This window comes from Nocardiopsis sp. CA-288880 (genome assembly GCF_050955985.1).
Lineage (GTDB): Bacteria > Actinomycetota > Actinomycetes > Streptosporangiales > Streptosporangiaceae > Nocardiopsis > Nocardiopsis tropica.
Genome location: NZ_CP192105.1, coordinates 230,460 through 252,954, shown reverse-complemented (window position 1 = coordinate 252,954; position 22,495 = coordinate 230,460). Strand labels below are relative to the sequence as shown.

Below are 22,495 nucleotides of genomic sequence, written 5' to 3'. Positions count from 1 at the left end.
CGCGCGCCCCCGGCGGGGGCCGCACGGGGATCCGGGGCGCGGCGGGGCGGTTCCGCCGCGTCCCCGCGCCGGTCACCCGGCCCCGATCCGCCCGATCGCCTCCCGCACGTCGTCCACGAGCCGCCGGTCCCTCAGGGCGTCGCGCCAGCCCGCGTCGGTCCAGTTCGGCAGGGCCCTGCGGCCGGAGTCCCGGAGCGCGCGCAGCTGCGGCAGGGCCTCGGCCGCCTCCGGCCCGATCCGGCCCAGCAGCCGCACCGCCGGAGGGCCGACGCGGGTGGCCGCCCACGTGGTCAGGACACGGTTGCGCGGGGAGAGCAGGCACCGGAGGACGAACGGGGTGTCCCCGGCGGTGCTCCACAGGGCGCTCAGGGCGCGCGTCTCCCCCAGGCGGCCCGATGCCGGGTGGTCCTCCAGGTGGTCGCGCAGGAGGGGGGCGAAGCGGTCCGCCGGAGGGCCGATCCCGTCCAGGAGCACCTGGACCCGCTCGTCCCGCACGAGCCGCCGGCTCGGGGGCCCGAGAAGGTCGAGGGCGGTTCCCGCGTCGCCCGTGATCCGGTGGTGGGCGTGCGCCGCCTCCACCCCGCCCGAGGCCCGGACCCGGTCGGCGTGGGCGGCTGCGGCCGGACCGATCCCGGCCAGCACCCGCAGGGCCGCGCCGGCGAGCGCGCGGTCGTCGAGGAGGGCGGCCACGTCGTCGGCCAGCGGCGCCGCGGCCGGCCCCCACCCCGCCAGGGAGCGGAGCAGGACCTCCGTGTCCGGGTCCGCGCCGCGGAGCCGCTCGCGCAGGTGCGGCAGCAGGACGTCCGCGTGCGCGGGCAGCAGGCCGAGGACGTCCTCCGGGCCGGGCCCGGAGGTGTGGTGGGGGCCGCCCCGGCCGAACCCGAGGCGGGGCCGGTCGGCGCGCGCCAGGAGCAGCGTGGCGGCGCGGGCGTCGCCGACGAGCGCGAGGGTGAGCAGCGCCGTGTCGGAGCCCTCCCCGTCCGCCTCGGCGAGCGCGGCCAGGCGGTCCGCGCAGGGCCCGGCCGCACCGCCGGCCACGGCCAGGAGCTGGAGGCTCCAGGCGCGGACGCCGGGGTCGGGATCGTCGAGCAGCGCGCCCGCCGGCCCCGCCCACCGCTCCCCGGCCGAGCGGTACTCGGCGACGAGGTCGCGTGCGAGCCGCACGGCGCCGAGGCGCACGGGGGCGCGCGGGTGGTCGATCAGGGCGTCGGCGATCCGCTCCCTGCCCGGCCGGTCCCCGGCGAGGGCACGCGCGACGAGGAGGAGCCCGTGCCTGACCCGGAGGGCGTCGCCCGCCGGGGCGAGGGCGGCGACCTCCAGCCACAGCGGCCTCACGGCTGCGGGGCCGTCCCCCTCCGCGGCGATGCCCTCCAGGACCAGGGGCAGGGGGTCCTCCGGGACGAGGGCCGGGGAAGCGAACGCCACCACCATGCGCTCGTCCAGGTCCCCGCGCCTTCCGCGGTCGAGGAGCCAGGACCTGGCGTCCGGCGGGGTCGGCCCGGGTGCGGAGCCCAGCAGCCGGACGGCGCGGGTCAGCAGCCGGAGACGGGTCCGCCGGTCGGCCGCCTCCCCCGCCCCGGCGCCCGCGCCGTCGCGCCGCGGGGGCGCCCCGGCGCCCCCGGAGGCGTCCTGCGCGCCGTCCGCGCCGTGCCCGCCCTCCCCGACGGCCTCCCAGCGGTCGCGCAGCACTCCGAGCAGGCGGGGCGCCGTCCGGGGCTCGCGGGCGAGCGCGTCCACGGCGAGCAGGAGCACGGACGGGTGGGGGTCCCCGAGGAGGGCTTCGACACGCGGCCTCTGGTCGGCCCACGCCCCCGGCCACGCGGCGTCCAGGTGCTCCGGCCGGACCCTGTGGGCCAGGTCGGCCAGGTCGGCCACCAGGTTCAGCGCGGCCACACGGGCCTCGTCCGGGCGGTCGCGGTCGGAGGCGATCCGGACGAGGAAGGGCAGCAGCGCGGGGACGGACGAGGTGAGCACGTCGGGTTCGGGTACGGGGACCCACAGCCGCACCGTGGTGTCGACGCGGTCCGCGATCTCCTCGACCGCGTCGACGGCCTCCTGCGGGGAGGGGTCGAACGCCTGGACCAGCAGGCCCGGGATCCCGGTCGCGGGCCCGTCCAGGTCCTCCAACGTGTCCCAGGGCACGTCGTGCACGTCGGCGGCCCAGGTGAGGGGGTCGGTCATGGCGGATTCCTCCGTGGCGGCGGCTGATCGGGGGAGCGCGAGACCCGGTCGCGCGGCGTCCCGCACGACAGAGTGACACATTTGTGACCTGCCCCACTTAATCGTCATGCGCACAGACCCTTGGGGCGCGGGTAGTCTCGCGTTGACTTCCCAAGGGGCGGATCTTTGCGACTGGCATGACCAGATTGCCCGCACACAGGCTAAAAGTTCCTGAAATCCGGCTAAAGACCCTTGAAGTTCATCCCGCGCCACAAGCCCCGGATCTACCTTCATCACACCAGTCACGTGTGAACCGGAAGCATGCTCGCGGAACACTACATTTCACCCATTTCCCCAGGTCATCGTGGACCGATGGAGGAGGCAGCGTGACGCTCACCCAGGCGGTGGAGACGGCCCAGGAGACGCCGGAGGGCGGCATCGTCCCCGCAGGCATGTCCGTGGACGTCCGGCAACGCGTCTCAGCCCTGGCCAGAACCTCACGCCTCCTGGTCGCCTGCGACTACGACGGCGCCCTGGCCCCGTTCGACCCCTCCGACGGCGCGGGCGCCGCCAGGCGCCGCCCCGTCCCCGAGGCCGTCCGCGCGCTGCGCGACCTCGCCGACCTGCCCGGCACGGTGTGCGCGGTCATCTCCGCCCGCCCACTGCGCGACCTCGCCGCCCTGTCCCGGCTGCCCGCCGAGATCCGCCTGGTGGGCGCCTACGGCACCGAGTTCGACACCGACCTCACCATCGAGCCCGACAGCATGGAGACCGGCCCCGGCGCCCCTCCGGCCGACAAGGCCGCCGCCCTCGGCCTGCTCCGCGAGCAGGTCGAGGCCACCGCCACCCTGTACATCGGGGGCGGCGAGGGCGAGGAGCCCGTGTTCATGCAGCTGACCGGCGCCGACGCGGGCGTGCGGGTCGGCGAGGAGCCCACCGTGGCCTCCCACCGGGTGGCCGACACCCCGGCCGCCGCGTCCCTGCTGTCCGCGCTCGCGGCCGAGCGCCGCTCCTGGGTGTTCGGCGAGCGACCCACGCCCATCGAGCGCATGTCGATGCTGTCCAACCAGGCCTCCGTCGCCCTGGTCGGCCCGGACGCGCGCCTGCTGTGGTTCTGCCACCCCGAGCCCGACTCCAACGCCCTGTTCGCGGAGGTCCTGGGCGGCCGGTCCGCGGGGGTGTTCGCCATCGCGCCCGCCCACGGCGGACGCCCGCTCGGCCAGCGCTACCTGCCCGGAACCATGACGGTGCGCACCCGCTGGTCGCGGATGGACGTCACCGACTACCTCGCGCACGGCGCCCCCCGAGGCCGCACCGACCTGGTCCGGGTGATCAGCGGCGTCACCCCTGCCACCGTGGAGTTCGCGCCCCGCCCCGACTTCGGCAGGGCGCCGGTGAGCATGTCCGTCCAGGAGAACGGCCTCCTCGTGGAGGGCGCCAACTTCCCCATGGCGCTGTACTCCCCCGGCGTCGAGTGGGAGATCGACCAGGACGACGCGGGCGACATCGCCCGGGCGGTCGTGCACCCCCGCTCGGAGAGCCCCGTGGTGCTGGAGCTGCGCTGCGGCACCGACTCGCTCGTGCCGGGCACCCTGCCCGAGTCCGAGCTCCAGCGCACGTCCGGCGAGCACTGGTCCTCGTGGCTCGACGGCCTCAGCCTCCCCGAGACCGCCCGGCAGCTGTCGGCGCGCTCCGCCCTGACGCTGCGCGGCCTGTGCACGCCCTCCGGCGGCGTGATGGCCGCGGCGACCACGTCGCTGCCGGAGGAGATCGGCGGCGTCCGCAACTGGGACTACCGGTACTGCTGGCTGCGCGACGGCGCGCTGACCGTGCAGGCGCTGGTGTCCCTGGGCTCGACCGCCGAGGCGGAGGGCTTCCTGGACTGGGTGCACGGTGTCGTGGACTCGCTGCCGAGCCCCGAACTGCTCGCGCCCCTGTACTCGCTGCGCGGCACCTCGCTGGGGCCGGAGGAGGTCATCGAGTCGCTGTCCGGCTACGCGGGATCGCGGCCGGTCCGGATCGGCAACCTCGCCGACCGGCAGGTGCAGCTGGACGTGTTCGGCCCCGTCGTGGAGCTCATCACGCGGCTGTCGGCGGTGCGCGGCACCCTCGCGGACCGGGACTGGAACCTGGTGCGGGCGATGGCCGAGGCGGTGGCCCGGCGCTGGTTCGAGCCCGACCACGGCATCTGGGAGGAGCGGGACGAGCCCCGCCAGCGCGTGTACTCCAAGGTGATGTGCTGGGTGACGCTGGACCGCGCCGTCTCCCTGGCCGGTTCGTACGGCCGCGAGGCGGACCCCTCCTGGCGCGGGCTGCGCGACGAGATCGCGGCCGAGGTGCTGGAGAAGGGCTGGAACGAGGAGGCGGAGTCCTTCACGACCGCCTACGACGGCACCGACCTCGACGCGGCGTCTCTGCACATCGGCCTGTCGGGGCTGATCGACCCGGCCGACGAGCGGTTCCAGGCGACCGTGACGGCGATCGAGGCGGAGCTGCGCAGCGGCCCGACCGTGTACCGGTACCACCGCGAGGACGGCCTGCCCGGCGGCGAGGGCGGCTTCCACCTGTGCACCACGTGGCTCATCGAGGCCTACCTGCTGACCGGGCGGCGCGCCGAGGCCGAGGAGCTGTTCAAGCACCTCGTGGACGCCGCCGGTCCGACGGGGCTGATCCCGGAGGAGTTCGACCCGGTCACCGAGAGGGCCCTGGGGAACCACCCGCAGGCGTACTCGCACCTGGGCCTGATCCGCTGCGCCCAGCTGCTCGACCGCCTGTAGGCGGACGACGCGCGTACGAGGGGGCCCGACGACCGACTGTCGGGCCCCCTCGCTATGTTCCGGCCATGGCGGAATGCGTGTTGGCGGCAGGGGCGTGGCCGGGCTCGCGGGCGCGGGGCGGGCTCCTCCCGGGGTTGCGCCCGGCCGGGCACGGTGCGCCCCCGACGGCCCCGGCCGGACCCCCGGGGAACCGCGGCGGGAGGCCCGGACGGAGCGTCCGCGCCCAGGACGCCGTGAGCGGGGCCGGACGCCCGGACCCGCGCCGCGTGGTCCCGGCCGGCGCGGCTCCCGGCGCCTGAGGGGCGTCCGCTCCCGCCCGCCCCGGCGCCGGGCGCCGTACGGGTCGCACCCGCGCCCCCGCCCCCGGGGAACGCGGTGGAGCGGCGGGGCCCGCCGACAGGAGCGCCCCCGGCTTCGCGCGGGCCGCATGAGCGGACGCGCCCGTGGGAGCCGCCCGCTCCGCCCCGATCCCTTCCCGCACCCATCCCACCCCGGCTCCGCGCGCACCTGTCGCGCGGACGGAGAACCTGGAGGACCACGATGTACGCGATTTCCCTGGATGACGAGGGCTCGGAACTGCGCCCGCTGGAGCCGTGGCGGGCCGAGGAGTTCCTGGAGCACATGGACCGGGGCCGGGAGTTCATCGGCCGCTTCGTCGGGCTGGCGGACGCCGTCACGGACCTGGATTCGAGCCGGAGGTTCCTCCAGGGATACGCCCACAAGGCCGCCAACGACACCGGGCGCCTCTACGGCATCTGGACCGGCGGCGAGCTGGCCGGCGGGGTGCTCTTCCGAACGTTCGACACGAGGTTCGGCGTGGCCGAGGCCGGCTGCTGGCTGGAGCCGTCGGCGGCGGGCCGTGGGCTGGTGACCCGCGCCTGCCGCGTGATCATCGACTGGGCGATCGAGGAGCGCGGCATCCACCGCGTGGAGTGGCACGCCGCCTCGGGGAACGCGGCCAGCATCGCCGTGGCCCGCCGGCTCGGGATGACGAGGGACGGCGTGCTCCGGGAGAGCTACCCGTACAGGGGCGAGCGGCACGACATGGAGGTGTGGTCCGTGCTCGCCCCGGAGTGGCGCGCGGCCGACCGGACCCCCTGAGCGGCTCACGGCGTGGTCCGGGCCGCGGCGGAGCCTCCGTCGGGGGGCACGGCGCGGCCGGGGACCGGCCGGCCCCCACCGGCGCCGGGACCGGGGCGGGCGCGGATCAGACGAGGAGCACCGCGAGCAGGGCCACGGCCAGGAGCACGACGTAGGCCACCGCGTGGACGCGGTCGGGGATGCGGCCCACGACCCGCCGCGCGAGGGCGATGGTCGGCAGCGACCCGGCCAGGAGCGCGGCGGCGGCCACCGCGTCCACGTAGCCGACCTGCCCGGACGCGCCCCCCGCCGCGTCCGGGCCGCCCGCCAGGGCGTACACGGCCGTGCCGACGACGGCGACCGGGAGGCTGAGCGGGTTGGCCATCGCGGTGGCGTAGGCCATGGGCAGCCCCCGGCGGCGCAGGAGCGGGACCGTCAGCACGCTTCCGCCCACGCCCAGACAGCCGGCCGCGGCGCCGATGCCGACCCCGCCGACCGTGGTGGTGACCGGCCCCAGGCCGCGCGGCTCGGTGCCCGGACCCGTGAGGAAGCCCTTCCGGACCACGCTGTCCACGATCGTCGCGGCGAGGTAGGCGGCGAAGAGGAACCGCTGCACGGTGTCGCCGACGGCGAGGGCCCCGGCCGCGCCGAGGAGCGCCCCGAGGCCCACGTAGAGCACCAGCGGCCACAGGTACTCGCGCCTGAGGCGGCCCGCCCGGTACTGGGCCGCGGTCGCGCCGAGGGAGTTCACGACCATGACCGCGGTCGAGGTGGCGACGGCGACGTGCATGGGATCGCCGCCCGGCCCGCTCTGCGCCTGGGCGAACGCGTACACGACCGGCACGGTGACGAAGCCGCCGCCGAACCCGAAGAGCACGGTGGTCAGGCCGGTCAGGACGCCGAACGCGAGGAGGGGGAGGACGTGGTCGATCACCCGCTCCACGCTAGGGGCGCGGGCGCTGTCCGGCATTCGACGGAACGACGTGTTCCTTCGCGGAACGGACAGCGCGGGTAGACTCGCCCGCGTGCGGAACACCCCTGTGGACGAGGTGGACGGGATCGACCGCCCCGTCCTGGCCCTGGGCACCGACTACCCCACCGGCCACGTGCTGGAGTTCCACCGGCACCGCCGTGTCCAGTTCCTGTACGGGGCGACGGGGGTCATGCGGGTGGAGACGGCGGACGGCTCCTGGACGGTTCCGCCCCACCGCGCCGTCCTCATCCCCGCGGGGACCTGGCACCGGGTCGCCATGACGGGGGTCAGCACCCGGAGCCTGTACGCGGAGCCGGAGGCCGTGCCGTGGTTCCCCCGGACGTGCCGGGTCGTGGACGTCTCGCCGCTGCTCCGGGCGCTGCTCCTGTCGGCGGTGGACATGCCGCCGAGGTACGACCCGCACGGCCGCGACGGGGCCCTGGCGGCGCTGCTGCTGCACGAGATCAGAGGTCTCGTGCCGCTTCCGCTGGACCTGCCGCTCCCGGGGCACGCGGGGCTCAGGTCGCTCTGCGAGCGGTTCGCGGCGGCCCCGGCGGTCCACGAGCCGCCCGCCCGCTGGGCGGAACTGCTGCACGTGAGCGAGCGCACCCTGCACCGGATGTTCCTGGCCGGGACGGGGATGGGGTTCGCGCGGTGGCGGCAGCGCGCCTGCGTGCTGCACGCCCTGCCGCTCCTGGCGCGGGGCGTGCCGGTCGCCAGGGTCGCCTCCGACCTGGGGTACGCGAGCCCGGCGGCGTTCGCGACGATGTTCTCGCGCGTTCTCGGTGCGCCTCCGCGGGACTTCCGTCCCGCACCCGGGTGAGCGGGGCGCTCCACACCTCCCGGACCTGCGCGTGGCGGGCTTTCCGCCCCCGCCCGGGCGAGGGCCCGCCTCCCGCCTCCGAAGCCCTGCTCCGGTGACGCCCTTCGGTACCGGGACGCCCGGGCCCGCTCGCCGTCCCTGCGGGTCCGGCGCTCCCGCAGGGAAGAAACCTGGTCGGCCAGGTGCGGAAATGCGGAGGCACGAGGGTTCCGGGGCGTCCGGAGAGGAAACATCCTAGGCGGCCACGTCGAGTGATGACCGTGGCACTCACGGTTCCCCCCTCCTCGGAAGGAAACCCCCCATGCCCCCTCCTGTCCACGACGCGCGGCTTCGGCGGTCGCCGCCGTCCTCACGGGCACGCTGCTCGCCCCCGCACCGGCGTCCACCGCGGCGCCCGACTGCGACACGTACACACACGCGGACGACCCGGACCTCGGGATCGCCGCCTGTCGCGACCCCGTCGGCCAGGGGCAGACCTTCCGCGCCGCCCTCACCTGCGGCCGGGATCCGGACGTGAACGGCGCGCGGGCCGCGGTGGGCCGGGGCGGTCACGAGGCGTCCCGGGCCAGGTGCGCCCGGTTCGGCAGCGGTGTCGGCGCGATCGGTGTGAACGGGCGCACGGTCTGAGAGACAGGGCCGCGCCACCCGACGGGGCAGCCTGGCCGACCACCTGACCAGTGAGGCGCCAGCCGCCCGGAGGACGTTCGGAGTGCGGTCCGGCGGGTCGGCCCCTACTGGGGCGGGGGCCGACCCGCCACCCCGGCGCCGCCCGTGCCCGACCGTCCCCGGTCGGGCGCCGGCGGGGCACCGACACCGCCCGGCCGTGGCCGGGAGGGCCCCGCGCAGGCGGCACGCCACAGGGTGCGGGGCCGGTACGTGGTCGGCGCCAAGCCGACGCGAGGCCGATGGAACACCACCGGACGAGGCCGCATATAGGGTGCGGCCATGCATCAATGGTCCCCTCATCACCAGTACCAGCACGGCTACCACCAGGGGCCGCCGCCCCCGGCCGGACTCGCGGGGACACCGGTCTGGTTCGACACCCGCCCGTTCCAGCAGGTCAAGGAGAACGTGTGGATCGACGCCGCGGGCGACGCCGTCGTCCTCGACCGCTTCGACATGGCGCCGAACCTCCCCGCGCCCCTGGAGGACGTGGCGGCCCTGCGCGCACGGACGAGCGCCAACACGGCGGAGGCCGGGATGGGCCTGGTGGACCTCGACGTGATCGGGCTGGACGGGATGGCCGTCATCCGGCAGATGGTCAAGGGCGACCACCCCCACCAGGAGCGGGGCACTGCCTACCTCGGGACGTACACGATCCCGAGGGTGGGCTCCAGTGTCGTCGTGAAGGTCCAGTGCCTGGAGGGGCAGCCCACGGGCGTGCGGGAGGCGTCCGTGCTGCCGGGGTTCCTCCAGCGGTACAGGGGCGGCCAGGCCTCGCCGGACGAGGCGATGGCGGCCTGGGCCCAGCACCCCTACGCCTACGGGATCACGGGCGGAGTCCCGCGCAACCACGCCGACGACCCCGCGTGGGACCCCCACTTCCCGGACCACCCGCTCTCGCGCGCCCGGCGGCTCCTGGGGTCGCTGGCGTACTCGATCAGGATCGACGCGGCCTTCAAGGCCCAGCCCGCGTTCTGGCCCCGGTACTGACGGACGTCCGGCCGGCGCCGGGCACGGGGACCGGCCCGTCGCACGAAGGCACGAAGGCACGAAGGCACGAAGGCACGAAGGCACGAAGGCACGAAGGCACGAAGGCACGAAGGCACCGACGGATGATCACTCATCGGAACCTTCTGGACACACCGGGTGGTCTACAGTGCTGTGCGCCCCCTGCCGCGGTGGAGCGTCCGGCGACCCGCCCCCGCACGCCCCCGGCGCCGCGCCCGGCGCACGGGCGGCCCGTCCGCCGTACCGAACCGGTGTGCCCGCGGGTGCCCGGCGCGCCGAACGCGCCCGGTCCGCGGGGTGGCCGGGGCCGCCCCGTCCGGCCGCCGGGGCCGCGGAACGATCGAGGAGGACGAGGATGCACGTGATCGGGGCGGGTCTCCCGCGCACCGGGACGACGTCGATGAAGGCCGCGCTGGAGCAGCTCGGCCTCGGCCCCTGCCACCACATGTTCGAGGTACTGGCCTCACCGGACCTGGCCCGGCGCTGGGCCGGCACCGTGCCGCCGGTCCCGGGGGGCGTCGACTGGGGGCACGTGCTGGAGGGGTGGCCGTCCGGGGTGGACTGGCCGCTGTCGTTCTTCTGGCGCGAACTGGCGGAGGCCTACCCCGGCGCGAAGTTCGTGCTCACCGTCCGCGACCCGCACCGGTGGTACACGAGCATGCTCACCACCATCTTCGAGCTGACGCGCAAGGCCTGCGCGGAGGACGCCGACGCCCGGGTCCCCCTGGAGTTCCGGCGGATCCGGCCCCTGCTGGACCACATGTGGCAGGCGTCCTTCGGCGTTCCCTGCGGCGCGGTGCCCTCGGAGGAGGTCGCCGTCGCGGCCTTCGAGCGGCACGCGGAGCAGGTGAGGGCCGAACTCCCGGCCGACCGGCTCCTGGTGTACCGGGCCGGGGAGGGGTGGGAGCGGCTGTGCGCGTTCCTCGGGACACAAGTCCCGGACGGGCCGTTCCCCCACCTCAACGACACCGAGGCGATGCTCAGGCAGCACGAGGCGTGGTTCGGCGGCGCCACCGCCCCCTGAGCCCTCCACCTGAGCGCGCGCCCCGCCTCCCGTGCCCCACCGGGGCACCGGCTCGCACCACGGGTATCCGCGTTCCGCGCCGGCGCCGCGGCCACTAGGCTGCGCACCCGGCGGGCGCACCACGGCGCTCGGCTCGCGTGGAGGACGTGGTCGGATGAAGAGCGCACTCGGAGCCGGTCTCTCTGCCCTGGCCCTCCTCGGGGCCTCCTCCTGCGACCCCGCCGAGGAGGAATCCAGGAACGTGACCGTGGTCGGGCTTCCACCGGCGCCGGTCGACCCCCGCCAGGACCACAGTCTGGTGTGGACCGGCCAGGAGGTCCTGGTCTGGGGCGGGCACGGCGCGGACCAGCACGCCCCCTTCTCCGACGGCGCCGCCTACTCCCCCGACACGGGCGCCTGGCGCTCCCTGGCCGACAGCACCCTGGAGCCGAGAACCCGTCACAGCACCGTCATGGTCGGGGATCGGATGCTGGTCTGGGGCGGGTTCACCCCGACCCACTCCGGTGGCCCGGACGGTCACACGGCTCGGGACGGGGCCTTCTACGACCCGGAGGACGACTCCTGGGAACCCGTCGCGCAGGCGCCGGAGGGCAGGTCCCTGGCGCGAGGGGCCGTCTCGGGGGGACACGTCGTCTTCGGCGGCGGGCACAGCGAGCAGGGCGACGAGGGCTTCCTCGTGTACTCGGTGGAACAGGACGCCTGGCGCACCGTCCCCCTCAGAGGCGGGGGCGAGGGCTTCGCCGTGTACGACCTCGTGGTCGCGGACAGCACCGTCGTGGCGGTCGGCGGTTCCCCGGGGGGCATGGCCGTGACGGTGTTCGGTGTGGACGACGAGGCCGCCCCGGCGCGCGAGCTGGTCGGGCCCACCGAGGCCGCGGAGCAGAACGTCTCCGCCGGCCTGGCGGTCTCCCCCGAAGGATCGGTACTCCTCGCGGTCCGGGGAGGCCGGAGCGCGGGGGTCTACGAGATCGATGGGAGCGGGCAGGCGGAACTCGTGGGCTCTTCGGAATACGCCGACTTCCGGCCTCCCGTCTCGGCGGCCACCCTCCCTCTGGACGCGGGAGGGATGGACGTCGTCGACGGGCTGGGCCTTCTCGCGACCGGGCCCGGGGATGTCAGCATGTGGGACCCGGCGACCGGATGGACCCAGCGGATCCAGACCGAGGCTCTCGCCGACCACTGCGGCCCCCTAGTCCCCGCCGACGACGGCGTGGTGTTCGGGTGGGGCGGCTGGGGGTGCGGCTCAGGAGTCAGGGTCGACATCGACCTGTGACGGTCGGTGAGGTCGGTGGCCGCGCGGAAGCCGGGGGCTTCGGGACCCGGAGACCGACCGCCGCATCGACCCGGCCGAACACCGACGCGGGCCGGTCCCGTGCCCGCTGGCGGCGCCACCGCCCCCGGGCCTCGGCGGGGCGGTCCGGATGCGGACGGACAGGGGCGGGGCGGCGACCCCCGGCGGAAGCCGCCCCGCGTTCGGGGCCGGGCTACGAAGGCTCGGCGATGGCCGCGACGAGTCCGCCGTCGATGATGAGGTCCTGGCCGTTGACGTAGGCCGCGTCCTCGGAGGCGAGGAACGCGACCGTCTTCGCGACGTCCTCCGAGGTGCCGAGGCGGCCCGCCGACACGGCGGCCACGACGTCGTCCTGCTCCTCCTCGGGGATGGCCTCGTGGAACATCGGGGTGTCGATGTAGCCGGGGCTCACGGAGTTGACCCGGATGCCCTTCGGGCCCAGCTCCGCGGCGAGGGTGTGCGAGAGGTTGTGCACCGCCGCCTTGGTGGCCGCGTACAGGGAGGCGCCGGCCATGCCCCGGTGCAGCGTCCACGACGCGTTGATGACGATCGCCCCGCCCTCCGTGAGCAGGGGCAGGGTCTTCTGGACGGTGAAGAACACGCCCTTGAAGTTGATGTCCGCGACCCGGTCGAACTCGGCCTCGGTGATGTCGCCGATCGGCAGGAACGAGCCGACGCCCGCGTTGGCGAAGACCACGTCCAGGCGTCCGAACCGGACCTTGACGGCGGCGGTCAGCGTGTCGAGGTCGTCGAGGTTCGCCGCGTCGCCGCGCACCGCGAGCACGCGGTCGCCGCCGTCGAGGTCCTTCACCGCGGCGTCGAGGCGGCCCTGGTCGCGCCCGGTGATGACCACCCGCGCCCCCTCGTCCAGGAACCTGCGCGCCGCCGCCTGGCCCATGCCGCTCGTGCCGCCGGTGATGAGTACGGTCTTGCCGTCGAATCGTGCAGTGTGGTTCGTCATGGGTACGAGCGTTGCAGTACCCGTGCGAAGGGAACAGGGCTCGTTTATCCGGGGTGTGCGACCACCAGGCTCGGGCCCCGGCCCGGCCCCGCGTCCCGGGACGGGGTGGCGCGTATGGGCGCCCCCGTGCTGCCACCTCCGCGGCCTTCTGTTTCCATTGACAGAAAGGCTACGTTGCATACGCACATAGTGAAACATCAGCGTCGCGATACCCTGACATTTACACAGGCAGATTCCATAGGAACGTTGCGTTTAGCCGACAGTCAGCGCAACACCCCCCATCACGCACGTTGCAACGAATGAGCACTGGACGCTAGGGTGGGCACCCCCACGGACCACGGAGGAGCCCGCGATGCCGGGAGGCAGACTCACCCAGCAGGAACGCCGGCAGATCGCCCTGGGGCTGGCCGAGAACCTGGCCTACGCGGAGATCGCCAGGGGCCTGGACCGCCCGACCTCGACGGTCACGCGCGAGGTGATGCGCAACGGCGGCCCCACCGCCTACCGCGCCGACCTGGCCCAGCGCGCCACCGAGCAGCGCACCCGCCGGCGCAGGAGGACCGCGTCCCCGGGGTCGCAGGCGCCCCCGCAGCCCCACGGGCGCGACGCCGGGGCGGTGCTCGCGTACGAGGAGGCGTTCGCCACCGTCTTCATGGAGGCGGGCCTGCCCAAGATGACGGCCCGGGTGCTGGTCAGCCTCCACACCGCCGACTCGGGCAGCCTCACCGCCGCCGAACTCGTCCAGCACCTCCAGATCAGCCCGGCCTCGGTCTCCAAGGCGGTCACGTACCTGGAGGGCCAGGGCCTGCTCCGCCGCGAACGCGACGAGCGCCGCGAGCGCTACGTCGTCGACGACGACGTCTGGTACCAGTCGATGATCGCCACCGCCCAGGCGCACACACACCTCGTCGAGGTCGCGCGCCAGGGCGTCGGCGTCCTGGGTCCCGGCACTCCGGCCGCCGCACGCCTGGAGAACATCGCCCGCTTCGTCGACTTCGTCCGCGAGAACATCATCCGCGCCGCGGAGCAGGCCCGCGAGGTCCTGCACACGAAACCCGGAACGGACCCCTCCGACGGCACCGCCGAGCCGGGCCCGGACCGCGGCTAGAAGGCCCCGTCCCCGGAGGGCGGCGGCGCCGGGGGTCAGGCCGGGGTGGCGGCGGGAGCGTGCGCCAGCAGGGCGAGGCGGTCCTCCGTCCCGGTGCCCGGACGCGGGTTGTACAGCTCGAGGGTCCAGTCCGGGCGGTCGGCCACCTTCAGGGTCGTCTTGTCGAAGACCAGGTCGCCGGCCTCGGGGTGCAGCACCGCCTTCACCGTCTGGACGTGGTCGCCGACGTCGTGGCGCGCCCACAGTTCGGCGAAGTCGGGGCTCACGGTGCTGAGGTCGTCCACCAGCCGGTCGAACTCCGTGTCGTCGGGGTACCGGGCCGCGTCGGCGCGGAAGGCGGCGACGACGTCCGGCGCGACCGACGCCCAGTGGACGTGCATGGCGCGGTACCGGGCGTTGGTGAAGAACGTGACGAGGCAGTTGTGGTCGGTGTCACCGTAGCCGAACACTGCCCGGGCCGTGCCGTTGAGGACGAGCAGGTTCCAGTAGCGGTCCCGCAGCATCGCGGGGCGCGGCATCCACGCCTCGATGAGGTTGCGCAGCTCGGGGGTGACGGAGGTGGCCCGGGGCCCGCCGTCGCGCGGCGGGTTGACCCCGGCGAGCGTGTACAGGTGGATGCGCTCGGGGCCGTTCAGGCGCAGCGCCCCGCTGATCGCGTCGAGCACCTCGACGGAGACGTTGATGTCGCGGCCCTGTTCGAGCCACGTGTACCAGGAGACCCCGACCCCGGCGAGGACGGCGACCTCCTCGCGCCTCAGGCCGGGTGTCCGGCGTCGCCCCCCGGCCGCCATGCCGACGTCCTCGGGGGTGAGCCTGGCCCTGCGGGTACGCAGGAAGTCGCGGAGCTGGTCGCGGCGGGTCCGGGCCGCTGCGGGGGTTTCGCTGGCCATGCGTCATGGTAACCGGGCGGTGCCGGGCGACCGGTGACCGGGAAGCGGGGCGGCCGTGGGCGCGGGCCCACGGCCGGTACGGGTGTCCACCTGACGATCAGTCGAAGAGCTGCTCGGGGCTCTGGACGCTGACGGCCTTGGTCACCCAGCTCTCCAGGACGTCCAGATCGGAGCAGGATTCGATCCGCTCACGAACCTCGTCGGAGACCGTGAAACCGAGCGCGACCAGGACCGCGATCACGCTGAGAGCCACACCCTCCTCACGGCCTTCCTCGCGGCCTTCCTCGCGGCCCTCCTCACGGCCGAGACCGACGTACTTCCGGGCGAAGTCACTCTGCCATTCGTAGGTGTCCACGGACATCAAGCCCTCCAGGTCCTGACGGGCGGCCTCGTTCAGACCGGCCAGTACGTAGTCATAGTAGAACGCGCGGTGTTCGGGAGCGGTGGATTCCAACGCCTCCACCACGGCTTTCAGGGTTCCCGGCTGGGTGTTGCCGTGCGCGTAGGCGGAGAGCACGGCCAGCTCGGGCAGTGCTCGGGCCTGTTCCAGATCGGTGACCACGGGGGTGGTGCCGGGGCCGATGACCAGCGGGGTCAGCACGAACCCGGGGTGCCCGATCTCGATGGGTGTGGCGCACCAGCGCACCATGGCCTCGTCGGGGCACAGGACCACGAGTACGGCCGGGCACTTGAGGCGAAGGTTGAGGGTGGTCAGGTAGGCGGGCCAGCTCGCCCGCTTGCCGGAGTCGCGTCCGTGCTGGCGCTCCACCACCACGGCGAGGACGGGTCGGGTGCCGTCACGGAGCAGGGTGGCGCCGTCGCTGTTGAGTTCCTTGGGGTCGCAGTTGGTCAGGACCGAACTGGTGGAGACGGCCTCCGTGTGGTGGGGAACGTCGATGCCCAGGGACTCCCTGAGGAGCACGGGGACCATCGCGGGCTGGTTCTGGATGATCCGCAGGGGGATCTCGTGGGCTCGGCTCGGCATGTGGTTCCTTCGCCGTCGGAGGAGTTAGGAGGGGTGGAGGGCCGGGGAGGGGCTCCCCGGCCCGGCGGGCGGGTCATGCGGTGAAGGTGGCCCGGACGAGGGTTCCGAGACCCGACCGGGGCGGCCAGGAGTAGTGGCCCCAGGCGGCGGCCAGGCGGGTGATGAGGAGGAGGCCGCGCTGGCCCTCGGCCCGGTCCCATTCGGTGGTGGTGCGCTCCACGGGCACCCTGGGCACGGGCGGGACGGCGCCGGGGGCGTGCCTGTTGTGGACGGTCAGGGTCAGCGTCCCGTCGTGGGCGCGGGACAGGTGGCGGACGACGGGCGCGTGCGGGTGGCCGTACTTGCAGGCGTTGGCGTGGAGTTCGTGCAGGCACAGGCGCAGGGTGTCGACCAGGTCGGGGTCCAGGCCGGGGGCCAGGGCGTCGAGGTCGAGGGTCAGGTCGCGGCGGGCGGTGGACAGGTCGGCGAGCGCGCGGGTGTAGGTGCGGGTGAGCATGCGGGTGGTCAGGGAGATCACGCGGCCGCCCCCGTGCTCCGGTGCTGCGCCTCGCCCCGGGGCCGGGCCCGGCGGTGGTGTTCCCGCTGGGCGAGCCAGGTGCGGGTCAGACGGGTGAAGGTGCGCCAGTCGTCGGGGTCCTCACAGTCGGGGCGCGGCGCCCGCAGGGCGGGGACCGCTACGGGTGTCGGATCGGGGGCCAGGAGGTCGCTGCAGGGCGGGACCTCGCGGTGGGCCCAGTCGCAGAGACGGGCGGTGGCGGCGGCCCGGACGCGGTCGAGTTCGAGTTCGCGGGCACGCTCGCGCGCGGTGGCGCCCCGGTGCTCCCACGCGGAGTAGTAGGACCTGACCAGGACGGGGTCGTCGGCCGGAGGCGGTGCGGGAGCGGGAGCCAGGCGGGGCGCCGGGACCCGGACGGGGTCGGGCGCGGGGGGAGGGGACGCGTTCTCGCGCGTCACGGCCTGGGGGAGCGGGGCGTAGCGGCGCCCCCGGGTCGAGCGGTGGCGGCGGCGGGCGTGGCGACCACGGGGTGCGAGGAGGAGGGCCTTCACGAGGCCCAGGGCAGGGCTGAGGAAGGCAGCGCTATACTGGCGCATGCTGGCAATTCCTTTGGTTAAAGGGTGGATGTTGCTGGCCACGGCCCCGAACGGATCTAACCGTTGCGGGGCCATCGTGTGGATTGAGTTGTGTGAGTGGGATAAATGCTAGGGCATGGGTGGGGTGGGTGTGTGCATTACCGAGAGGTAATGTGTTCGGATTTTCGAGTTGCCGCGTTCTGCCAGGCCGAACATGCGGCGTCCATCCTTTTCACTTCGGTGGAATTAGTGACTTTCGCCCGAATTAATAGCTTTTTCCGGACTCACTGAACGGCGGGAAACGGCCGCTCTGTTTCCGCACTCCGCTCCGGCCCAGAACCCCCGCCCGGGACGGAAACCCGGCCGCCCGCCGACCGGGGCGGCGGACCGGCCGATGGACCTTGCGCGCCGCCGCCGGACCTGCCTAGCCTGGAGGGCCGCGCGCGGGCGGATCCGGCACGGGCCCCGCTCCCGGACCCCGGGGACGGCCCGGAGCCGGACCGGCCCCGGCGCGACGCCCCCGCCGGAGACCGGCGGACGACCTGAGGAGAGTGACGTGATGGGCCTGCCAACCTAGCCGCCCGCCCGGAGAGACCGGGAGCACGGGCGGCGGTTCGGGTGAGGAAACCATGTCCCGTACGGACAAGACGAAGCCGGTGTGGGTCCGCTGTGCCGAGCACGACCCCAGGCCCGTCCACGACCACCGCCACGGCGGCTGCGACCTGCCTCCCGCTCCGGCCCGGGAGGACTCCGGCACGCGCTGCCGGTGGGAGCACAGCACCGGCATCACCTGCTGCATGGGCCCCAACGGCCGTGCGGCCAAGAGGGAGATGGGCGAGATGAACCGGGCCGAGAACCGCAGGAACCGCCAGGCGGCCCGTCGCGAGGCCCGCCGCCGCGCCGCGGACGAGAACGGCGGCTGATCCTCCGGGCGCGCTCCGGAGGGACCGTTCCGCGATCCCGCCGGGGCCGCGGGCCGCCGCCTCCGGGCGGCGGCCCCGCCCGTCCGCGCGAAGGACCCCGGGAAGGTCCGCGCGGGCCCGCGGCCCTGCGCCCGCGAAGACGCCCGCGATCCGCGAACCCCGGGCCGGTAGCCTGGCCCCATGCCGGAACCACCTCCCTTCAGCCCCACCGTCGCCCTGCTCACGGTCGGCCGCGTGTGGGAGGCCTCCTTCAACCAGGCCCTGAAGCCCCTCGGACTGACCACCCGCAAGTACGGGCTCCTGGGACACGTCCGCGGGACCCCGGGAATCTCCTTCAGCGAGCTGGCCCGGCGCTCGCGGATCACCGTGCAGAGCGCCCACTCCGCCGTCGCCGCGTTCGTCCGAGCCGGCCTCGTCGACGACGGGACCGCGCACGCCGGCTCCGCGTCGAGCCTGCGGGTCACGGCCGAGGGGGAGGCCCTGCTCGCCCGCGCCGCCGAGGTGGTGTCCCGGCTCGACGCGGAGTTCGCCGAACGGCACCCCGAGCTGACCGAGGCGCTGCGCGCCCAGATGGCAAGGGTGGTGTCGGGCGCCGACTAACCTTCAGCTAGCCTGAAGGTTATGGAAGCCTTCTTGCTGTCCGTCCATGTCGTGGCGGGCATCCTCTTCGTCGGCCCCGTGGCCGTGACCACCAGCCTGTTCCCCCGCTACGCGCCCGTGGCCGCCGCACCCGCGGGAGCGGACCGGGCGGAGCGGAGCACCGACACCGCCCGGCTGCTGCACCGCATCACCCGCGTCTACGGCGTCCTGGCGCTCACGGTCCCGGTCGTCGGCCTGGTGCTCGCCTTCGTCCAAGGCCGCACGTCCGAGATCTGGATCGTCGTCGCGATGGTGCTCACCGCCGTCGCCGGCGCCCTGCTCGCCCTCCGGATCGCACCGCTCCAGCGGGAGGCGCTCGACTCCCCCGACGACGGCGCCCGCCTGCGACGCCTGGGCATGCTGACCGGCCTGTTCAACCTGTTGTGGGTGGTCGTCGTCGTGCTCATGATCGTGCGTCCCGGATCGAGCTACCCATGACCCCGCTGCTGCGCACGCTCTCCGTGCTCTCGGCGCTCGAACTCGTCAGCGTGCTCGGACTGCTGCTGAACCTCGCCACCGTGCACCACGACGCGGTCTCGAGCGTCCTCGGCCCGACCCACGGCGCGCTCTACCTGGCCACCGCCGTCACGGCGCTCCTCGGCGGCGGCCTGGCGACGCGGACCCGCCTCGGCGCGCTCGTGCCGGTGCTGAGCGGCCCGCTCACCATGGTCAACGTGCGACGGGAGGCCCGGAACCCGTGAGCCTGCGACACCACCTGCGCCGCCCCCCGGCCGTCACCGCCGCCGAAGCGGTCCGCCTCGTCTCGGAGGGCGCGCTCGTCGTGGACGTGCGCCGCGGGTTCGAATGGAACCGGACGCACATCCCGGGGGCCGTGCACATGCCGCTGGAGCAGCTGCCCGAACGCTCCGTGGAACTCCCCGAGGACCGCCTGCTCATCACCTTCTGCACCGGGGGCATCCGGTCGGCCGGAGCGGCGAACCTGCTGGTGGAGTACGGCTTCGACGCGGTCAACATGAGCCGCGGCCTCGTGGACTGGCGCGCTGCCGGCGGACCGCTCACCGGCCGGTGAGCGGTCGCGGCCCCGCCCACGCGAGGACACAGAAGAATATCGAAGCGCTTCGCGACGGAACCGGCGCCGCGTCCACCAGGTCTGTCACCCCGTCAGGTCCCACAACCTTCAGGAGGCCGCGATGCGGCAGACCAGACGTCAGCGAGTCGTCACCGGAGCGGTTCTGGGCGCCCTGCCCCTGCTCATGGCCACCGGCTGCTCCTTCAGCTTCGGCGGCCCCGGCGCCGTCGGGGCCGAAGAGGTCGCCCAGAGGTCCAGCGAGATGCTGGCCGAGCAGGTCGGCCAGACCCCCGACGACCTCACCTGCTCCGACGACCTCCCCGCCGAGGTGGGCGCCGAGATCCGCTGCGAGCTGACCAACGGCGGCGAGACCCTCGGCGTGACCGTCACGACGACGGCGGTGGACGGCTCCGACGTCCAGTGGGACGTCCAGGTCGACGAGCAGGCGGCCGACGGCGCCTCCGGTGAGGACGAGGCCGCGGAGGAGACCCCGGCCGCCGGGGCGAGCGGTGGCGCCGTCGACGCCGCCCAGGTCGCCCAGAGGTCCAGCGAGATGCTGGCCGAGCAGGTCGGCCACGCCCCGGAGGACTTCAGCTGCTCCCAGGACCTGCCCGCCGAGGTGGGCGCCGAGATCCGCTGCAACCTCGTGGACGGGGGCACGAACTACGGGGTGACCGTCACCACGACCGCGGTCGAGGGCTCCGACGTCCAGTGGGACATCCAGGTGGACGACGCGCCCCTGTAGGGAGGCGGGAGGCCGGTCCCGGACGGAGCCGCCCGGGACCGGCCTCCCGACGACCACCGCGGTCGACCGCCTCTCCGGTCAGCCGCGGCGGTCCGGCCCTAGGGCGTGTTCTTCACGCCTCGCAGGAACACGGACCAGGCGTCGGCGGTGTACTCGACGTGGCCGAGAAGGCGGTTCCGGGTGTCGCGCACCAGCACCCGCTCCCCCTCCGCCACCTCCACGCAGCTTCCCTGTCCCGAGCTGTAGCTGCTCTTGTGCCACACGCGCCTGTCGAGGCCATGCTCACTCATCAATGCCCTTCCTGACCTTCCTGACCAGTTCGACGGAGGCCGCCATAGGCAACGCCTCGGCTTGCAGGAAACCGAAGATGGTCATGCACTTCTGCACGGTATCCAGGTCGTCGATCAACACCTCGCCGGCCGTGTACTCGGCCGAGGCCAGGGCCGGTCTGTCGGGGAAGGTGTAGATCCGGAACGGGCCGGCCGTCCCGTAGTGGTTCCGTACATCCGTCGGCACGACCTGGAAGCGGATCTTTCCCCTCTCCGCGAGCTCGAGCACGCGATCCAGCTGGGCAGCCTGAATGCTTTCATCCCCTATCGCACGACTCAGGACGAATTCCTCGACCACGATGGTCACCAGAGGGGAGCCGTCCTTCGCCAGGAGGGACCGACGGCCCGTGCGGGATGTGACCATCTGCTTGACCTCGGTGTCGGAGGCCCACGGCAGAGCGTCCCTGATGGCCGCCCGGGCATAGGCGTCCGTCTGGATCAGCCCCGGGACGAGCTGGCACTGGTACTCCCTCAGCTCAGAAACCCGCTGTTCGATTTCGGGAACCTGCCCGTACCACTTTGGGAGATTTTCAGGCGTTTCCGCATTCTCGTACACCCGGACGAGGCGGCCGTTCGCATTGAGCGCGCGATCGAGCGCGAGCGCCTGCGCCGCGCTCATCCCCCGAATGCCGTTCTCCCACGCCGACACCTGGGCGGGAACCACCCCGGCGTGGGGCGCCACGTCCTTCTGCCGCAGGTTCGCACCCGTGCGCAGGGCCCGCAGCTCACCGCCCACCTTGCGCCATTTCGCCTTGCCGCGCTTCTTCTCCATGTCCGCCCGATCGCCCGAGGGGAAAACCAGTAGGACCACACTGCCGTAGACCTGCAACCGGCAACAACCGATTCCCTGATCGCGCACCAACCTGGTTGTTTCCCTTTCCCTCCCGGCCGGGACGGTCCATTGTGTTTCCTATGGGCCGGACCCCATCCGCACCGCCGACGTCAGGGCAGCTCACAACCGGCCCTCCACCAGTCGGGAACTCTCGGGCCCCGCATTTCGGAGGCCCCGAAACGGGGATTCAAGTGGGATCAGTGATCCGTATGGAGCAACGGCGGGACAACCAGGTGGAGAGCAGCGCCCCTCCGCGCCTCCCCCGGAGGACCACCGATCCCCGCGACCGCGCGGCCATCCTGGTGGAACCGGACCCCGTGGGCATCGGCCACTCCCTCACCCTCGCGGGGGTCCCGGAGACGGCCTCGATCCTGCGCCGGCGGCTCGCCTCGCTCGCCTCGCTGCCGCCCCGGTCCACCGAACTGCTCCAGTGCCTCGCCTCGGAGCTGTTCAACAACGCGATCACCCACTCGCTGAGCGGCGCCGAGGGCGGCGAGGTCGTCGTCACCCTGCACCGGCTCCGGGGCCGGGTCCAGGTCAGGGTCACCGACCAGGGGCCGCGCACCGAGGGCGCCGCCTCCCCGCACGTGCGCCCCCTGGCCCCGGACCGGGTCGGCGGCCGGGGCCTGCGCCTGGTCGCGCTGCAGTCCGACCGGTGGGGCACGCTGCACGAGGACGGACGGACCACCGTGTGGTTCGAGCTGGACCGCCCCGGAGCCCCCACGGCGCGCCACCCCTCCGTCCCCGGGGCCGCGGAGGCACGCGGGACCATCAGGGTCGCCGGGCCCTCCGAGGTCACGAGGACCGCCGGGGCCGTCGGAGCCGCGCCTCCCGGTCCGGCCTCCCCCGCCTCCGACAGCGGTGGCGGCCGGTGAGGACGGGCGACGGCCGCGCCCCCGGGACGGCCGCCCCGGCAGGCGGGACGGCGGGAAGCGGGGAGGCGTGCGGGGGCTGACGCGGGCGCCGCCGCCCCGCCCCGGCGAGGCCCCGCCCCGGCCAGGACCCACCCGCGACCGGTGGGCGCCGACCGGGGCGAACAAAAAAACCACTGTGTCCACAACGACCAAAAGTCATCCTTGCAGGCAATCCGTAGGACATGCTCACGCAACCGAAGCGAAATGCGACCGGCGACACGTAGACGTGTAACGGCCGCCACTGCCCGCCTCGGGAGGTCCGCCGGCCC

The 22,495-nt window shown here is 74.1% G+C and carries 23 protein-coding genes; 14 read left to right on the top strand and 9 right to left on the bottom strand.

Going from position 1 to position 22,495, the window contains the following annotated elements; genetic code table 11:
- Positions 1–72: 72 nt before the first annotated feature.
- Positions 73–2,181: a hypothetical protein gene (locus ACQPYD_RS01185; RefSeq protein ID WP_433699397.1), complete on the bottom strand. Its 2,109-nt coding sequence runs from the start codon at positions 2,179–2,181 to the stop codon at positions 73–75.
- 365 nt (positions 2,182–2,546) lie between these two features.
- On the opposite strand from ACQPYD_RS01185, the gene ACQPYD_RS01180 reads away from it, so the two are divergent.
- Together ACQPYD_RS01180 and ACQPYD_RS01175 are read left to right on the top strand one after the other, a co-directional pair.
- Positions 2,547–4,937, top strand: coding sequence for a trehalase-like domain-containing protein (locus tag ACQPYD_RS01180; RefSeq protein WP_433699396.1), 2,391 nt, complete (start codon positions 2,547–2,549; stop codon positions 4,935–4,937).
- A gap of 540 nt (positions 4,938–5,477) precedes the next feature.
- Positions 5,478–6,038 carry a GNAT family N-acetyltransferase gene (locus ACQPYD_RS01175; RefSeq protein ID WP_433699395.1) on the top strand — a complete coding sequence of 187 codons (561 nt, stop codon included), beginning with the start codon at positions 5,478–5,480 and terminating at the stop codon, positions 6,036–6,038.
- 106 nt (positions 6,039–6,144) lie between these two features.
- Here the strand turns inward: ACQPYD_RS01175 and ACQPYD_RS01170 are convergent, their stop codons facing one another.
- Complete coding sequence (locus ACQPYD_RS01170; protein WP_433699394.1) at positions 6,145–6,951, bottom strand: sulfite exporter TauE/SafE family protein; 807 nt, start codon at positions 6,949–6,951, stop codon at positions 6,145–6,147.
- Between the two features lie 91 nt (positions 6,952–7,042).
- On the opposite strand from ACQPYD_RS01170, the gene ACQPYD_RS01165 reads away from it, so the two are divergent.
- From ACQPYD_RS01165 to ACQPYD_RS01150, 4 genes are all read left to right on the top strand, one after another.
- Positions 7,043–7,813: an AraC family transcriptional regulator gene (locus ACQPYD_RS01165; RefSeq protein WP_433699393.1), complete on the top strand. Its 771-nt coding sequence runs from the start codon at positions 7,043–7,045 to the stop codon at positions 7,811–7,813.
- Positions 7,814–8,758: 945 nt separating this feature from the next.
- The gene (locus ACQPYD_RS01160) at positions 8,759–9,466 is read left to right on the top strand and encodes a hypothetical protein (protein WP_433699392.1); all 708 of its coding nucleotides are present in this window, start codon (positions 8,759–8,761) and stop codon (positions 9,464–9,466) included.
- Positions 9,467–9,839: 373 nt separating this feature from the next.
- The gene (locus tag ACQPYD_RS01155) at positions 9,840–10,508 is read left to right on the top strand and encodes a sulfotransferase family protein (RefSeq protein ID WP_433699391.1); all 669 of its coding nucleotides are present in this window, start codon (positions 9,840–9,842) and stop codon (positions 10,506–10,508) included.
- Positions 10,509–10,662: 154 nt separating this feature from the next.
- On the top strand, positions 10,663–11,781 hold the full coding sequence (locus ACQPYD_RS01150) for a Kelch repeat-containing protein (RefSeq protein ID WP_433699390.1): 1,119 nt from the start codon (positions 10,663–10,665) through the stop codon (positions 11,779–11,781).
- 211 nt (positions 11,782–11,992) lie between these two features.
- On the opposite strand, the gene ACQPYD_RS01145 is transcribed toward ACQPYD_RS01150, so the two are convergent.
- Entirely contained in the window at positions 11,993–12,760 is a 768-nt protein-coding gene (locus tag ACQPYD_RS01145) for a glucose 1-dehydrogenase (protein ID WP_433699389.1), read from the bottom strand.
- Positions 12,761–13,112: 352 nt separating this feature from the next.
- Between ACQPYD_RS01145 and ACQPYD_RS01140 the strand changes: the two genes are divergently transcribed.
- On the top strand, positions 13,113–13,868 hold the full coding sequence (locus ACQPYD_RS01140) for a MarR family transcriptional regulator (protein ID WP_433699388.1): 756 nt from the start codon (positions 13,113–13,115) through the stop codon (positions 13,866–13,868).
- Positions 13,869–13,903: 35 nt separating this feature from the next.
- On the opposite strand, the gene ACQPYD_RS01135 is transcribed toward ACQPYD_RS01140, so the two are convergent.
- The 4 genes from ACQPYD_RS01135 to ACQPYD_RS01120 all read right to left on the bottom strand — a co-directional run bounded on the left by ACQPYD_RS01135 (position 13,904) and on the right by ACQPYD_RS01120 (position 16,835).
- Entirely contained in the window at positions 13,904–14,758 is an 855-nt protein-coding gene (locus tag ACQPYD_RS01135; RefSeq protein WP_433699387.1) for a helix-turn-helix transcriptional regulator, read from the bottom strand.
- A 97-nt stretch (positions 14,759–14,855) separates the two neighbouring features.
- On the bottom strand, positions 14,856–15,743 hold the full coding sequence (locus ACQPYD_RS01130) for a hypothetical protein (RefSeq protein WP_433699386.1): 888 nt from the start codon (positions 15,741–15,743) through the stop codon (positions 14,856–14,858).
- Positions 15,744–15,816: 73 nt separating this feature from the next.
- Complete coding sequence (locus tag ACQPYD_RS01125) at positions 15,817–16,260, bottom strand: ATP-binding protein (protein WP_433699385.1); 444 nt, start codon at positions 16,258–16,260, stop codon at positions 15,817–15,819.
- The gene (locus ACQPYD_RS01120) at positions 16,257–16,835 is read right to left on the bottom strand and encodes a hypothetical protein (RefSeq protein WP_433699384.1); all 579 of its coding nucleotides are present in this window, start codon (positions 16,833–16,835) and stop codon (positions 16,257–16,259) included. Before ACQPYD_RS01120 ends, ACQPYD_RS01125 begins: the two co-directional genes overlap by 4 nt.
- A 608-nt stretch (positions 16,836–17,443) precedes the next feature.
- On the opposite strand from ACQPYD_RS01120, the gene ACQPYD_RS01115 reads away from it, so the two are divergent.
- From ACQPYD_RS01115 to ACQPYD_RS01090, 6 genes are all read left to right on the top strand, one after another.
- Entirely contained in the window at positions 17,444–17,737 is a 294-nt protein-coding gene (locus ACQPYD_RS01115) for a hypothetical protein (RefSeq protein ID WP_433699383.1), read from the top strand.
- A gap of 180 nt (positions 17,738–17,917) precedes the next feature.
- A complete protein-coding gene (locus tag ACQPYD_RS01110) occupies positions 17,918–18,337 on the top strand; it encodes a MarR family winged helix-turn-helix transcriptional regulator (RefSeq protein WP_330156812.1) in 420 nt (139 codons plus the stop codon).
- A 21-nt stretch (positions 18,338–18,358) separates the two neighbouring features.
- On the top strand, positions 18,359–18,814 hold the full coding sequence (locus ACQPYD_RS01105) for a hypothetical protein (protein ID WP_433699382.1): 456 nt from the start codon (positions 18,359–18,361) through the stop codon (positions 18,812–18,814).
- Positions 18,811–19,077, top strand: a complete 267-nt coding sequence (locus ACQPYD_RS01100; RefSeq protein ID WP_433699381.1) for a hypothetical protein — start codon at positions 18,811–18,813, stop codon at positions 19,075–19,077. The genes ACQPYD_RS01105 and ACQPYD_RS01100 overlap by 4 nt, the downstream gene beginning before the upstream one ends.
- Positions 19,074–19,406, top strand: coding sequence for a rhodanese-like domain-containing protein (locus ACQPYD_RS01095; RefSeq protein WP_433699380.1), 333 nt, complete (start codon positions 19,074–19,076; stop codon positions 19,404–19,406). Before ACQPYD_RS01100 ends, ACQPYD_RS01095 begins: the two co-directional genes overlap by 4 nt.
- A 121-nt stretch (positions 19,407–19,527) precedes the next feature.
- A complete protein-coding gene (locus ACQPYD_RS01090; protein ID WP_433699379.1) occupies positions 19,528–20,151 on the top strand; it encodes a DUF4333 domain-containing protein in 624 nt (207 codons plus the stop codon).
- A gap of 98 nt (positions 20,152–20,249) precedes the next feature.
- On the opposite strand, the gene ACQPYD_RS01085 is transcribed toward ACQPYD_RS01090, so the two are convergent.
- Both ACQPYD_RS01085 and ACQPYD_RS01080 read right to left on the bottom strand, forming a co-directional pair.
- Positions 20,250–20,441, bottom strand: coding sequence for a DUF397 domain-containing protein (locus tag ACQPYD_RS01085; RefSeq protein ID WP_433699378.1), 192 nt, complete (start codon positions 20,439–20,441; stop codon positions 20,250–20,252).
- On the bottom strand, positions 20,434–21,339 hold the full coding sequence (locus ACQPYD_RS01080) for a helix-turn-helix domain-containing protein (protein WP_433699377.1): 906 nt from the start codon (positions 21,337–21,339) through the stop codon (positions 20,434–20,436). The genes ACQPYD_RS01085 and ACQPYD_RS01080 overlap by 8 nt, the downstream gene beginning before the upstream one ends.
- 182 nt (positions 21,340–21,521) lie before the next feature.
- Here ACQPYD_RS01080 and ACQPYD_RS01075 point away from each other — a divergent pair, with 182 nt between their 5' ends.
- Complete coding sequence (locus ACQPYD_RS01075; RefSeq protein WP_433699376.1) at positions 21,522–22,187, top strand: ATP-binding protein; 666 nt, start codon at positions 21,522–21,524, stop codon at positions 22,185–22,187.
- The last annotated feature ends 308 nt before the right edge of the window (positions 22,188–22,495 follow it).